This window comes from Gulosibacter sp. GYB002 (assembly GCF_036577665.1).
Lineage (GTDB): Bacteria > Actinomycetota > Actinomycetes > Actinomycetales > Microbacteriaceae > Gulosibacter > Gulosibacter hominis.
Genome location: NZ_JARBDD010000002.1, coordinates 185,619 through 200,145, shown reverse-complemented (window position 1 = coordinate 200,145; position 14,527 = coordinate 185,619). Strand labels below are relative to the sequence as shown.

The 14,527-nt window shown below is 62.9% G+C and carries 10 protein-coding genes and 1 riboswitch; of the genes, 3 read left to right on the top strand and 7 right to left on the bottom strand.

Going from position 1 to position 14,527, the window contains the following annotated elements:
- Positions 1 to 98 precede the first annotated feature (98 nt).
- A complete protein-coding gene (locus PV375_RS02100) occupies positions 99 to 2,126 on the bottom strand; it encodes an MMPL family transporter (protein ID WP_332105940.1) in 2,028 nt (675 codons plus the stop codon).
- Positions 2,127 to 2,226: 100 nt separating this feature from the next.
- Complete coding sequence (locus tag PV375_RS02095) at positions 2,227 to 3,789, bottom strand: peptidoglycan DD-metalloendopeptidase family protein (protein WP_332105939.1); 1,563 nt, start codon at positions 3,787 to 3,789, stop codon at positions 2,227 to 2,229.
- Between the two features lie 291 nt (positions 3,790 to 4,080).
- Between PV375_RS02095 and PV375_RS02090 the strand changes: the two genes are divergently transcribed.
- Positions 4,081 to 4,998, top strand: a complete 918-nt coding sequence (locus tag PV375_RS02090; protein ID WP_332105938.1) for an NUDIX hydrolase — start codon at positions 4,081 to 4,083, stop codon at positions 4,996 to 4,998.
- A gap of 117 nt (positions 4,999 to 5,115) precedes the next feature.
- Positions 5,116 to 6,306 (top strand): galactokinase, encoded by a 1,191-nt coding sequence (locus tag PV375_RS02085; RefSeq protein WP_332105937.1) that lies wholly within the window; start codon positions 5,116 to 5,118, stop codon positions 6,304 to 6,306.
- Between the two features lie 99 nt (positions 6,307 to 6,405).
- Here PV375_RS02085 and PV375_RS02080 read toward each other — a convergent pair whose 3' ends face one another.
- From PV375_RS02080 to PV375_RS02070, 3 genes are all read right to left on the bottom strand, one after another.
- Positions 6,406 to 7,305 (bottom strand): bifunctional methylenetetrahydrofolate dehydrogenase/methenyltetrahydrofolate cyclohydrolase, encoded by a 900-nt coding sequence (locus tag PV375_RS02080; protein WP_332105936.1) that lies wholly within the window; start codon positions 7,303 to 7,305, stop codon positions 6,406 to 6,408.
- On the bottom strand, positions 7,302 to 8,576 hold the full coding sequence (gene glyA, locus PV375_RS02075; protein ID WP_332105934.1) for a serine hydroxymethyltransferase: 1,275 nt from the start codon (positions 8,574 to 8,576) through the stop codon (positions 7,302 to 7,304). Before glyA ends, PV375_RS02080 begins: the two co-directional genes overlap by 4 nt.
- Before the next feature lie 39 nt (positions 8,577 to 8,615).
- A riboswitch (ZMP/ZTP riboswitch) is annotated at positions 8,616 to 8,697 on the bottom strand.
- A 62-nt stretch (positions 8,698 to 8,759) separates the two neighbouring features.
- The gene (locus PV375_RS02070; protein ID WP_332105942.1) at positions 8,760 to 9,980 is read right to left on the bottom strand and encodes an MFS transporter; all 1,221 of its coding nucleotides are present in this window, start codon (positions 9,978 to 9,980) and stop codon (positions 8,760 to 8,762) included.
- 105 nt (positions 9,981 to 10,085) lie between these two features.
- Between PV375_RS02070 and purU the strand changes: the two genes are divergently transcribed.
- On the top strand, positions 10,086 to 10,919 hold the full coding sequence (gene purU / locus PV375_RS02065) for a formyltetrahydrofolate deformylase (protein WP_414146392.1): 834 nt from the start codon (positions 10,086 to 10,088) through the stop codon (positions 10,917 to 10,919).
- Positions 10,920 to 11,006: 87 nt separating this feature from the next.
- Here the strand turns inward: purU and PV375_RS02060 are convergent, their stop codons facing one another.
- Both PV375_RS02060 and PV375_RS02055 read right to left on the bottom strand, forming a co-directional pair.
- The gene (locus PV375_RS02060; RefSeq protein WP_332105932.1) at positions 11,007 to 12,140 is read right to left on the bottom strand and encodes a tyramine oxidase subunit B; all 1,134 of its coding nucleotides are present in this window, start codon (positions 12,138 to 12,140) and stop codon (positions 11,007 to 11,009) included.
- A 170-nt stretch (positions 12,141 to 12,310) separates the two neighbouring features.
- A complete protein-coding gene (locus PV375_RS02055; RefSeq protein WP_332105931.1) occupies positions 12,311 to 14,440 on the bottom strand; it encodes an anthranilate synthase component I in 2,130 nt (709 codons plus the stop codon).
- Positions 14,441 to 14,527 lie beyond the last annotated feature (87 nt).

The window sequence follows — 14,527 nt, the reverse complement described above, 5'->3', positions numbered from 1 at the left end:
ACAATACCAGCGCACCGCCCACAGGATCACATCACCCTGGAAATGGCGCCACTTGAAATCCGTCATCGTTCCGTCCGTCCAATCTCCGCCAAGCATGCTCAAGCTTCACGATTTTTGCAACAGAGCCCGCCCAGCAGCGCGAACAGTGCGGGGACGATGACTGTTCGTACCACCAGCGTATCGACGATGACGCCAACTCCAACAATGAGTCCCAGCTGGCCGAGCGTGACCAGTGGTAGCACGCCGAGTGCCGCGAATACAGCGGCCAGCACGATGCCGGCGCTGGTGATAACGCCACCGGTGTGCGCGACCGCAGCCACCATACCCTCGCGGGTACCGCGCGTACGCGCCTCGGATTGCGCTCGATGCACCAGGAAGATGGTGTAGTCGATACCGAGCGCCACCAAGAACAGGAAAGCTAATAGCGGCACCTGCAGGTCGAGCGCAGGCTGGTCAAACAGCAGCCGACTCAGCCACGAACCGGCGCCGATCGCCGCCACCGCACTGGCGATATTCACCGCGATCAGCAGGATGGGTGCCAACACCGACCGGGTAAGCGCTGCCAGTACCAGCAGGCTCACGGCAATAATCATCGGCACTAGCAGTGCAAAATCGCGCACATTACCGGCACGGGAGTCATAGTCGGTCGCAACCACGCCACCAACCAACACCTCCCCCTCGGCCGCCTGTGAAAGAACACTGCGAAGCTCTGGAATTTGATCGAGACTTTCGAGGGAACTCGGCGAATACTCACTGGTCACACTGATGCGGGTGAGTGCACCATCAGCGGCGGTACCGCTCGGGTGGGCCCGCAACACGCCTGGCACATCGGCAGCTGCCGCCACCACGGCATCGGTGTCGTGAGTTTGCACCACCACCTGAATCGGCTGGGCTTCGCCGGCCGGGAAATGTTTGCTGAGCACTTCGAGCCCGGTCGCCGACTCGGATTGCACCCGGAACTTGGCCAACTGGTCGAGCCCCACCGAGGTGCCAATGAGCCCCGCCGCGAGCACAGCCAGCAGCGCCAGCCCTGAAACCAGGCTCGCTGCGGGACGACGCGAAACTGTGGTTGCCACCCGCTGCCAAATATTGACGCGGGCGGGCCGATGGTTGGGCCGCGGAATTACCGGCCAAAATGCCCCGCGTCCACACACCGCGAGCGCCGGCGGCAGCACCAGCAGTACGGCAGCTGCGGCGATGAGCAGGCCCGCAGTGGCCGCCACTCCCAGGCCGCGGGTGCCGGGAATCACCGCGAAAACCAGGGTGATAAGTGACAGCACAACGGTGAGGTTCGACGCAACGATCGCACCGAGGGATGCACGCCAGGCGGTCGCGAGCGCCACGCGGTGGTCGGGTTCCTCGCGCAGCTGGTCGCGGTATCGCGAGATCAGCAGCAGGGCGTAGTTGGTGCCGGCTCCGAACACGAGCACGCTGATGATGCCGGTGTCAAAACCCAAGTCGAGCCAGTCGGCAAGTGCCGCGGTGACGCGCCCGGCAAGGCCGTCAGCGATCGCCACCACTGCCAGCGGTACCAACCAGAGGACCGGCGACCGGTAGGTGGCGATGAGCAGTGCCGCAACAATACCGACGGTGACCAGCAACAGGGTGAAATCGGCACCATCGAAGGATGCGGCAATATCGGCTCCGAAGGCGGGACCACCGGTAACGTACAGCTTCATTCCGGGCACGTCCGAGTCTGCGAGTGTCTGACGCAGCGTTGAGATCTCCTCGGCAGTGTCAGAGTTCGATTCACCGGTGGTGATCGCCTGCACCATGAGTGCCGCTCGCCCGTCTTCGCTGACGATTGGCCCGCGGGGCGCGTCGAGGTTTTGCGCGGGCGACAGGGCCGCCAGCCGATCGATGTCAGTGGCGGTGAGTTGCTGCCGGTCGTCTCGTTCTGCGACGATCAGCACCGACTGGGTGTCGGCATCGGGGAATGTCGACAGCAGTTCGGCGGCGCGGGTCGATTCGGCATTATCGGCGGCGTGATCGGCTCGTGCCGGTGCCGGTGCGGATCCGAAAAGCCCGAAAAGTAGCGTGATTATTAGCAATAGTGAGCCGAGCGCGATCCAAGCACCGCGGCGGCCGAGGGCGTGCTGAGCGAATGTGGCGACAGTTGTTTGCATGTTTCAAGCTCAGCAATCGCCGAGCTGAAGCTCATCGCCGGGTTGGTTGAACGCGATTTCAACCGTTTTATTGGTGTGCTGGTGCCGTTTTCGTGGTGGCTTAGGCCAAACCGTTCGCTCGCAGCCAGATCATCGGATCCATGTGCTGGCCGTCGACGAGGACCTCGAGGTGCAGGTGGCAGCCGGTCGAGAATCCTGTGTTGCCGATGAGTGCCACTGGCTGCCCGGCTCGCACCTTGTCTCCGAGACCCACGCCAATGCCGTTGTCTTGGATGTGCGAGTACGAGTAGACAAGCCCGCTCGCGGTGGTGATCTCAACGTGGTTGCCGAAGGTGCCGAGTGCGCCTGCGTAGGTGACGGTGCCATCGACCATCGCGTAGAGTGGCGCGCCGCAGGTGTTGCCGTTCACCACGAAGTCGGTGCCGCGGTGCATCCCCACCTTGGGTTCGGTGCGGTAGCCGTAGCCGTCGGTAACCCGCCAGTTTTCTAGCGGCTGGGCAACCTTACCGTTGCCCTTGAGCTCGGTGTCGCTGAGCGCACGCAAATCATTACGGGTTTTCAGCAGCCCCAGCAGCTCGCTCGAAACAGTGCCGCCTTCGTAGCCGAGTTTGGCAAGCACTTCGAGCAGCGCGTCTGAGCTACTCTCAGCTTTTTTGAGCTGATTGGTGAGCCATTCCTGAGCGGCCACCGCCTCGCGTTTGGCTGCCGCAGCCTCAGATTCGAGTTGCTCGGCCTCTTTACGTTTGCGGTCGGCTTCCGGCAGCAGCTGCTCGAGCCGGTCGGCAGCCCGGGTTGCCCGCTTCGCGTTGAGCACCTGATCCCGCGTCAGAGATGACACCACCCCGTAACGGTAGAGCATGTCGTCGCCGCCCTCGAGCACCACGTTGAGTTCGGGAGGTACCGAATAGGTACCCTGGCGCATTTCGCGCACCATCAGGCCCACCACCTGATCGGATACTTCGGCGCTATTGCGTTCGTTTTCAATTCTGCTCTCGAGCCGTTTCACTTCGGCACGCGCGTCATCGGCCTTGTCTCTCGCGGTGGCATAGCGTTCACCGGCCTTGTTGACCCGTTCGCGTGATTCTCGAAGCGCTTTATCGATAAGTTCGAGCTGTTCGAGGGCGCGACCGGTGAGTTGGCTGCGCTGCGCCGGATCGCTGCCAGCGGCATCAACATCTTCCGGCGTGACAAAGTCAACACTGTCGAGGTCGTACTGCGGGGCATCGGTTGCTGGCGCGGTTGGCGACGCGCTAGGTCGCGGGGTGCCCGGCTGGGTCGGGGTGTTCTCACCGGTGGGGCCGGGGGCACTCGTGTCGCCGGGATCGGGTGCCGTGGTGCCGGGGGCAGACTCGCCGGGCGCCGGAGTGCTCGGATCTGGCTCAGTAGCGCTCGGTTCGCTCGCACCCGGCTCAGTAGTACCAGGCTCAGTCGTACCCGGATCGGTAACGCCAGGGTCGGTGGGCGCCTCGGGCGTTTCCGGTTCGCTGGGGGTCTGAGGCTCGGATGGGGTCTGAGGCTCGGTTGGAGTATCTGTATCAACCGCGCGCACGGTGAAGCCGTCGAGCGGCTGAGCGGTGGCCGAAAACACCGGTGTTACAAAAACGAGCGCACCGGCTACCAGCACACCGGCACCCCGACGCAAATTGTTTGCAAAAACCCGCATCGAGCGAGCACCCCCACTACCGACTCAGCATTCAAACTTGAGCGGTTGCAGATCTCAAGAATTCCACTGCCGTGAATATCACAAGATAGAGAGCACCGCTCCCATCAAGTATAGCGCGCAACACGCGCATAAGAATGCCCTTTTTTGACCGCTTCAATGGTATTGGCATAACGGCCTCGATTAGCATCAGCCACTCGCCGTTGCAAAACGCCGCTGTATTGGCGATTGAGTTACAGCACCTAGGCTGATGCCGGCAGATTCTTCCGATTCGGCATCCGAAAGCGAGGAGTTATGGAGCAGCCACGCGCTACCGAACCACAGTCTGGCGACGCCTGGGTATACGGCCCCGGAGGTAAACGGATGTGGGGACGCTACGGAGCCGCTGGCCTGGCTATTGTCGATCAGCAGCGCGGAATACTGCTGCAACACCGCGCAGCGTGGAGCCACCACGGCGACACCTGGGGTATCCCGGGCGGCGCCCGCGATCGCGATGAAACTCCCGCTGCGGCCGCACTGCGCGAAGCACACGAAGAACTCACCGTACCGCCAGATGCAGCGCACATTATTGCTACCCGGGTGCTCGACCTCGGGTTTTGGTCATACACCACCCTGATCGCCGAAGCGCGCTATCCGTTTCAGCCGCAGCTCAACGACGCCGAGTCGGCGGATGCGCGCTGGGTGCCGATCGAAAAATTGGCCGAGCTACCACTGCATCCCGGATTTGCCGCATCCCTCCCCGATCTCGATGCCGTCCTGCGTGCTCGTCCCGTGATCGTGGTCGACCTGGCAAACGTCATGGGCACGGTACCCGACGGCTGGTGGCGCGACCGCGCCGCAGCCGCCCGCGCGCTCATGAATCAGTTCGCCGCACTGAGCCGGTCGGGTGTGCCGGCCCAACTACTGGGCCTGCCGCTCGAGCGAATCTGGCCGCAGTTTGTAATCGTGCTCGAAGGAGACGCCAAATCCGCCGCAAGCGATCCCGATGCCACCCCGAGCGAGCTCATCACAGTGCGTACAGCCAGCGCCGCGGGTGATGATGAATTGGTCACCGCAGTCGATCAGCTGCGCGAAAACGGCCCGCAGCAGTTCATCGCACTCGCCACGGCCGACCGCGAACTGCAGCAGCGGGCACGTGCCCACGCCACGGTGTCTCCCGCCGAGTTGCGCTCGCTGCTATCGGAAGCCCCAACCAGCACAGCGGACCACTAACGAGCACCGTCCCTCTGCCGCTTGCCGCCACGACCGCCCGCAGCATCATGAACCGTTGACCAGTGCCGGATACGATAGAGGTATCCGTAGTTATCGACGTAGGAAATTGAGCAGCTGATGCACCGCAATACGAGCGACGTCGTTCGCACAGGTTTCGCCGATGCGTTTGGTTTCAACCCCGCCGGAGTATGGTCTGCCCCCGGGCGGATCAGCCTGATGGGCGACCACACCGACATCCAGGATGGCATCACCTACGGATTCGCCTATGGTGCCCGCTCGGCAGTGGCGCTCACACCGCGCACTGACCGACTCATCCGTATCCGCACTGATCTGGTTGACGAGGCAATCGATGTCGAGCTTAATGACATCGCTCCGCCCGCCGCCCACGCCTGGCAGGACTATCCGCTGGGGCTGCTCTGGGTCATCCGCAATTGGCTGCCCGAGCACGTATTCGACGATGACCGCCCAACACCGCAGCTCACGGGCCTCGACATGTTCATTACCACCGATGTACCGATCGGTGCCGGGCTGGCCTCGAGCGCCTCGCTGTGCGCTGCCCTCTCAACCGCGCTCAACGAACTGTGGAACCTCGATCAAACGCCAATGCGCCTGGCACGCTTCGGCTACGAGGTTGAAAACGACTACATCGGCGCTTCATCGGGGATGAGCGACCACGTCACAGTGCTCCTCGCCGAAGAGCACCGCGATGTGTTCTACGATGCTCGCGGCGGTGATGCGACGGCCATCGATGTCAACCCGCTCTCGGCACACGGCTATGTGGGAATGATCGTTGAAAGTGGCGAAACGCATCGCAACTGGGCCGGTAAGGTAAACGATCGCCACGCCGCCTGCCGACGTGTTGCCGAGCAGCTCGGTTATCAGTCGCTTCGCGAACTGTCGATCGAAGAACTCGAAGCCGCGCAAGAACAGCTCGATGAGGCCGACTATCGCCGTGCCCGCTATATCGTGACCGAAATTCAGCGTGTGCTCGACTTCACGCGACTCAACCGCACCGAGGGGCTGCCTTCAGTGCTACCGCTTTTTAACGAGTCGCAGCGGTCAATCCGCGACGATTTTGAGGTTTCGACCCAGCGCATTGATCTCATCTGCGATGTGGCTGCGGCAGCTGGCGCACCGGCGGCCCGCATGACAGGTTCGGGTTTTGGCGGTGCCGTATTCGTCATCGTGGCGCAGGCAGACTACGACCGACTCGAAGCAATGCTGCGCGAAGCATTCACCGAGTATGGCTGGGATGGGCTGCAAATCTACCCGGCGGTAAAAACCGGGGCCGCCCGCCGCGACGCCTAACGCAAGGGTCGGCACACCAAACAGCAAAAAACCGGGGTGGCCCCACGATGAGGCACACCCCGGTTTTTGTGCGTAGCTAGGCCTGTTGTGCGGAGTTAATTAGCGCTCGATCTCTCGGGCCGCGAGCGCACGTTCGGCAGTCTCGACCACATTTGCCAACAGTAGCGCGCGGGTCATGGGACCCACACCGCCGGGGTTCGGCGAAACCTGGCCGGCAACATCCCAAACTGCGGCGTCAACGTCGCCGCGCACCTTCGATTTGCCGGTTTCCGGGTCGGGGATGCGTGACACCCCCACATCGAGTACCGCGGCACCGGGTTTCACCATCTCGGCAGTCACCACTCCGGGCGAGCCTGCGGCGGCAATGATCACATCGGCGGTGCGAACAATCTCGGGCAGGTTGCGGGTGCCAGTGTGAGTGAGCGTGACAGTGGCGTTGTAGCGACGGTGTGTCAGCAGCGGGCCAATTGAACGCCCCACCGTGACGCCACGTCCGAGCACCACCACATGCTTACCGTCGAGCGAAATGCCGTTGCGTTCGAGCAGCTCAATGCAGCCGCGCGGGGTGCACGGTAGCGGTGTTTCGATCGGCGACTTGGCGTTGAGCACGAGTCGGCCGAGATTCATCGGATGCAGGCCGTCAGCATCCTTGGCGGGATCGATACGCTCAATCAGCGCATCCTGGTCGAGGTGCTTCGGTAGCGGCAATTGCACGATGTACCCGGTGCAGCTCTCGTCGGCGTTGAGCCGATCGAGTTCGGCCGCCACCGCCTCGAACGTCGCGTCGGCCGGCAGCTCAACACGGATCGAGGCGATACCAACCTCCTCGCAGTCGCGGTGTTTACCGCCCACGTAAAGCTTGGAGGCCGGGTCGTCACCCACCAGCACCGTGGCGAGCCCGGGAACAAACCCGCGTTCGCGAAGCGCCGCCACGCGCTCTTTTAGCTCGGTCTTGATTTGGGCCGCGGCGAGCTTACCGTCGAGACGTTGTGCGCTCACGCGTACACCAGCCCCGGGTAGAGCGGGAAGGCATCAGCCAGCGCCTGCGTCCGTGCGCGCAGGGCTTCAATATCGGGGTTTGGCTTGAGGGTCTCGGCGATCACCTCGGCCACCTCGCGGAACTCTTCATCACCGAAACCGCGGGTTGCCAGCGCCGGGGTACCGATGCGCAGCCCCGAGGTCACCATCGGCGGGCGCGGGTCGTTGGGTACGGCGTTGCGGTTGACGGTGATACCCACCTGGTGCAGCAGATCCTCAGCCTGCTGGCCGTCAATTTCGGCGTCGCGCAGGTCGACGAGCACCAGGTGCACTTCGGTGCCACCGGTGGTCAGAGCCACACCGTGTTCGGCCATGTCGGGCTGCATGAGACGCTCGGCAATGATCGCTGCGCCGCGCAGAGTGCGCTCCTGACGTTCTTTGAACTCGGGGCTGGCGGCGAGCTTAAAGGCGGTGGCCTTTGCTGCCACGATGTGCATGAGCGGGCCGCCCTGCTGTCCGGGGAACACGGCCGAGTTGATCTTTTTCGACAGGTCGGGGTCATTGGTGAGAATGAGACCCGAGCGGGGGCCGCCGATGGTCTTGTGCACGGTCGATGAGACGACGTCGGAGTGTTCCATCGGGTTGGGGTGCAGACCAGCGGCTACCAGGCCGGCGAAGTGCGCCATATCAACCCACAGGTACGCACCAACCTCGTCGGCGATCTCGCGGAACGCAGCAAAGTCGAGCTGGCGCGGGTAGGCCGACCAGCCGGCGATGATGACCTTGGGTTTGTGTTCGCGTGCGAGTCGGGCGACTTCTTCCATGTTGACGCGACCGGTGTCGTAGTCGACGCCGTAGGCTGCCACATCGTAGAGGCGGCCCGAGAAGTTGATCTTCATCCCGTGGGTGAGGTGCCCACCATGGTCAAGCGAAAGCCCAAGGATGGTGTCGCCCGGGGTGGCGAGTGCGTGCAGTACGGCAGCGTTCGCGGTCGCACCCGAGTGCGGTTGCACATTCGCAAACTTGGCTCCGAACAGTTGTTTTGCGCGTTCGCGGGCCAGGTTTTCGGCCACGTCAACAACCTCGCAGCCACCGTAGTAGCGGCGGCCGGGGTATCCCTCGGCGTACTTGTTGGTGAGCACGCTGCCGGCCGATTCGAGCACGGCACGCGGCACAAAGTTTTCGCTGGCGATCATCTCGAGCGTGTTGCGTTGACGATCAAGCTCGCCTCGCAGCACCTCGAGGATTTCCGGATCGACCTGTGAAAGCGGCAAGTTCTGGTAGTCGGACACATTGACTCCTTGTTCAATTCAATGGCTTGTTGAACTGGATCGGCGAACCCAGGCGTGCGGCTCGTGTTCCTTCTGCCGCTTCCCGATGGTGACCCACCCGACGCCAGTCGCGGCTCGTTCCATACTAGAGCGGGCAAAAGTTGACAGTGGCTCACAATCCGGTGCGCAACAAAAATTCCGGGCTCACACCGCAGCCGCGGCCGATTTTCGTTGCCGCCAATCAATCACGATTGAAAGCACGATGGCCAGCACCAATAGCGCCATAAATGCCGTGCCAGGGGCGCGCATCCCGAACGATGTCAGCAGCAGACCACCCAAATATGAACCGGATGCGATACCGATATTGAACCCGGTGTTGTAAAGCGCCGCGGCCAAATCTCGTTGGCGCGCCGACGCGGCCGCCAAAAGCCGTGCCTGCAGCAGCACCGGCATGAATCCCATCCCGGCACCCCACAGCACAAAACCCGTGAGCGCAACCGGCTGCATCCCCGGGAAGATTGTCAGTACGGCACCGCCGGCGAGCATGAGCACCGCGGTGAAATACCAGCCCGATTTGGGCCGGCTGGTGAACAGCATCCCGGTGGCAGTCGCCGCGAGCGCCGACGCGATGCCGTAGCCAAACTGCGCCACCGGCAGCTGCGCCTCGGTAATCGCCACCTCCTGCAGCAGGTATGGCGCGTTATACGAGTAGAAGCTGTATTGCCCGCACATGACAATGGCGGTGAGGATGCACACTAGCGTCACCATGCGCAGTGAGTGCTGCGGACCCTGCAGCGCATTGGCCACGGCCTCGGTGTCGATCGCACCGGTGGTGACTGTCGGTTCCCCGGACCGGCCCTTGGGAAGCACCATGAGCAGGATGAGCACGACCACCAAACAGCCTGCCGCCACGGCAATGAACGCCGCACGCCACCCCAGCCACTGCCCCAGCGAGGTGCTGATCGGCACGCCCAGCACGAAGGCAAGACTGCCGCCACCGCCGGTGATCGAGACAGCTTTCATGACCTGTTCGGGTCGCACAATGGTTGCGGTGTAGGCGGTAACCGTGGCCCAAAACACACCGTGGGCGACACCGGTAACCACTCGACTCACCGCCACCAACGCATAGTTCGGGGCCAGCGCCGTAAAAACCGTGCCGATCGAAAAAATCGTGAGCACCACCACCAGCAGGGTGCGTTTGGGGATGCGGCTGAGCAGCAGCACCAGCGGTGTGGAGGTGAGCACAACAGTGAGCGCAAAAACCGACACCAGGTTGCCGATATCCGAATGCTGCACCTGCAGCTCGGGCGCCATCAGATGCATCAAGCCCGACGGCATCATCTCGATGGTGATCGACATGAACGAGGCCGTGGCGAGCGCGATGAGCGCCAGCATCGGCAGCGGACGTTTGGTGTCGGGGCTCATACTCACTGCCCCAGGTTACGCGGTGAAGCTTGGCTGGTGTCGTAGGCTGACCTGGTGAGTAATTCCTCGACGAAGCAGCCCAGCACCCCGAACGAACAGCAGTGGATTCTGACGCTAGTCGCCGACGACCGCCCCGGAATTGTCCATGCGATTACGGCCGCCCTGGTCGCGGCCTCGGGAAACATTCTTGAACTGCAACAGTTTTCGTCCACCGACACTGGTCGGTTTTTTCTGCGCCTGGAGGTCGCGACCCCGGTGACGCGAGGTGCGCTGATGGCCGAGCTCGAGCCGGTTGCCGCTCGGTTTAACGCACAGATCCACCTCGACGCTACCGAGCGTCGCATCCGCACGCTGATTCTCGGGTCTAAAGCCGAGCACTGCGCCAACGACCTGCTTTTCCGGTATCACTCGGGCTATCTGCCGATCGAGGTGCCGATGATGATGTCAAACCACCCCACGCTCGCCTCGCTCGCCAAATTTTATGAGGTGCCGTTTGAACATCTTCCGGTGACAAACCCCGAAGAAAAAGCCGCGTTCGAGCGTCGGGTACTCGAGGTGGTTGCCGAACACGATATCGAGCTGGTGGTGCTTGCCCGCTACATGCAAATTCTCTCGCCCGAGCTATGCGATGCGCTCGAGGGCCGCGCCATCAATATTCACCACTCGTTCCTACCCGGCTTCAAGGGTGCCAACCCCTACCGTCAGGCGCACGCCCGGGGTGTGAAGCTCGTGGGCGCCACGGCGCACTTTGTCACCACCGACCTCGACGAGGGGCCGATCATCGAACAAAATGTGCGCCGTGTCGACCACTCGCAGTCGGTTGCCGAGCTGCAATCGCTCGGTCAGGATGAAGAGTCGCGCACCCTCACCCAAGCGGTGAAATGGTTTGCCGAGCACCGCATCCTGCTGGATGGCCAGCGCACGATCGTTTTTGATTAGCAAGCACGCCCGTTTCTGACTAGCGAGCAATCGAGCTGAGCAACCGGCCGGGGAGTGTCCACACGCTGTGACACTCCCCTCCCTCTTTTAGGCGAGCGCCGGGGTGTCCCACAGCGGCAGCAGGGTGCCGATGCCGCGCTCGACCGCGTTGCGGTAGATGGTGGTGCCCCAGGCGACATCCTCGATCGGCAGGCCGCCCACCGAGAACAGCACGATTTCGTCATCGCTGCGACGCCCATCCGCGCTGCCTTCGACCACCGCGCCAAGCTCTTCAATATCCCAGTGGCGCATCTTGCCTTCCGACACCAGGTCGAGGAATTTGCAGCCGATGATGCCGACAAAATTGTGGGTGGGATATGGCGCGTCCAGCGCCCACGCCTCATACAGACCGTATGAGTCGACGACCTTGCGCACCGAGAGGTCTTCGAGTTCTTCGTCAATATTTGCCGGCGCCGGCATGGCAACGAATGTGCCATCGCGCAGCCACTCGCGCTTCAGCAGCGGATAGTTCTCGACGTCGCCGGCCTTGGCAGTGGCGCAATAGGCCACCACATCGCTACCGCGCACGGCTTCTTCGTTGGAGTAGACCACCTGAATATCGCGGATCTGCGGAACCCACTCGCCCACCCACGCGCGGAATTCGTCGATACCCGCCTGACTGCGGCCGCGCACCTTCACGGTGTCGAGTTCGGGCAGCACTGCGGCCATCGCGGCGAGGGTCGTGCGGCCCATCACACCGGGGCCAACAACACCGGCCACTTTTGAGTCGGGGCGCGCAAAATATTTGGCACCAACCCCCGAGACCGCACCGGTGCGCATCGCCGACAACAGGTTCGCCGACATGAGCGCCAGCGGCGCCGCGGTGTCGGTGTCGTTGAGCATAAACATGAGGATGGAACGCGGCAGACCCTTGTCGCGGTTCTCAAGATTCGAGCCGTACCACTTCATCCCGGTGGTGCCGAACGAGCCGCCCAAATATGCCGGCATCGCCGTAAACCGGCGCTCGTCGGCGTGCGCGGGCATGGTCGGAATCGCCGGGTTTTCAGGAAAGGTCATCCGAGCTCCGTGCGAATCATTATTCGGACCGGCCATCCGATAATCACCGCGCGCATACAGCTGAAAAGTCTCTTCCATTACCGCCACACACGAGGGCATATCCAGTACGCCGGCCGCGATGGTGTCGGGTTCGGAGAGGTAGCGGAACTCGATTTTGCTGCTCAACAAATGCCTTTCAGGCTCAGGCATGCACCCGGTCCGTTTGGGGCGCCGGTACACGCGGGTGAAATAGCGCGTGGTCAGCGCCGAAAGCGAGTGTAATCGAGCGCGACCGAACCCGGGGTGAAATGGTGGTTACGGTTTGACCCTCGACAGCTCGCGCGTGCGCCAGGTCGCTATTGCGGGGCGTCGCACTGCGCCAGCACCGCATCAATAATCCGGTGCCCGGCCCGGTCGCGCAGCGTCATGAGCGATTCGGGATGAAATTGCACCCCAAACCACGGTTTGTCGCGGTGCTGAATGGCCATCGGGATGCCGTCTGCATCGTTGGCAACCACTGTGAGGTTTTCGGGCATCGAAGCGGGGTCGACATACAGCGAGTGGTACCGCCCGGTGACAAATGTTTCGGGAAGCGAATCGAGAAAACCTGCGGCCACCACGCGCACCTCGCGTTCCTGGCCGTGCAACGGATGTTCGAGCTGCTTGAGGGTGGCACCAAAATATTCGGCCATCGCCTGCTGCCCGAGGCACACCCCGAACACCGGTAGACCGCGGCGATCAACTTCGGAGAGAATCCGGGCGTCCGCAAAGTCGTCGGGGTTACCCGGCCCCGGTGACATCACCACGAGCGTGGGCTGCTGCTGGTCGATCACCGCGGCAATAGCGTCCGTATCGAGGCCGCCCTTCGGCACTCGCACAGTGTGCACCTCGGCACCGGTTTCGCGCATATATCCGGCGAGCATCTGTACGAACGAGTCTTCGTGGTCAAAAAACAGGATGCGGTGTCCGCTGCCAGCCAGCGGCGCGGCTTCGGGTTCGGATTCGTAAGCGTCGGCCGCGTCGATGGCCTCGAGCAGCGCCGAGGCTTTCATCTCGGTTTCGCGTTCTTCTTCTTCGGGAACCGATTCGATGAGGAGCGTGCCGCCGGCGCGCACCTCGGCAATTCCGTCGCGGATCATTGCCGCGCGAATTGTGAGCCCGGTGTTGACATCGCCATTCGCGCCGAGCACCCCGAGCGCACCCGCATACCAGGTGCGCGGCGAGCGCTCGTGCTCGTCAATAAACCGCATGGCCCAGATTTTTGGCGCCCCGGTTACGGTGACCGCCCACATGTGTGTGGCCACCGCATCGATTCCGTCATAGCCGGGGCGCAGCGTACCTTCGACGTGGTCGACCGTGTGAATCACCTTGGCGTACAGCTCTACCTGGCGGCGGCCGATGATTCGCACCGATCCGGGTTCGCAGATGCGTGCCTTGTCGTTGCGGTCAACATCGGTGCACATCGTCAGTTCGGCGCGATCTTTTTCGCTATTGAGCAACGTGCGGATTTGCCCCTCATCTTCGATGGCATCGGTGCCTCGAGCAATCGTGCCCGAGATGGGGGCGGTTTCGATGCGACGGCCGTTCACCCGCACAAACATTTCGGGGGATGCGGTGATGAGAAATTCATTGCCGCCGAGGTTCATGAGCGCGCCATAGGGTGCCGGGTTGTCGCGGCGCAGCCGCTGGAACACCCGTGAGGGCGTGGTGTGTAGTGGCCTGCGGAATGCCTGCCCCGGTACCACCTCGAACAGGTCGCCACGACGGAACGAGTCTTTTGCTTGGCGCACCAGTTGCGCATACTCTCCGGGCTGGTGGTCGCGGCTCGGCTGCGCCTGCGGGTCGGGGCCGCTGAAGGGGGCCGGGACTTCGGTGCGAGGGGTCCCCTGGGTTGATTGCCCGAGGTATTCGAACTCGTAGTCATAGCGGCGAGCATCCCCGCGCTGCCGATCAACGGCCAGCACCGAGTCGGGCAGGTAGACGACGAGGTCGCGCTGGTCACCGCCGGCGGGTTCGTTCAACGCCTCGATTTGGCGCACCAGGTCGTAGCCGAACGGGCCGTACAGCCCCAGGTGCGGGGCGTCCGACGGCAGTGCGGCAATGAGCGCACGCAGTACGGTGAACGATGAGCGCCGCCGGGTGCGGTCTTCTTCGGCCAGCAGCTCATCTCGCTGCGGGGTGATTTCGATCAGGTATTCGTGGCTCGATACGGCGCTGAGGGTGAGCCCATCGATCTGCTGCAGCGCATCCACGAAGGCCCGCAGCGGTACAAGCCCGCGGTCGTTGAGTGCCTGCATCCGCAGCGAAAAGCCGCGACCTTCGAGTTTCAGGGGCGGGTCGATGAAGCCAAGATCCCACTGGGTGTAGCGACCCGGAAACTCGACCCCGCTCGACAGCACCACACCAGCGCGCCAGTCAAGCCCGGTGATGATGTCGGTCATCTCGGCGGGGTCGACTGCATGCGTGGAGGTAGTGACTGTGAGCATACAAGCTAGGTTACTGCGTGGATGCGCCGCGGGGATGCACGTGCGCAACCTCCCCACCACTGCGGCGGGGATGCACGGCAATAGTGA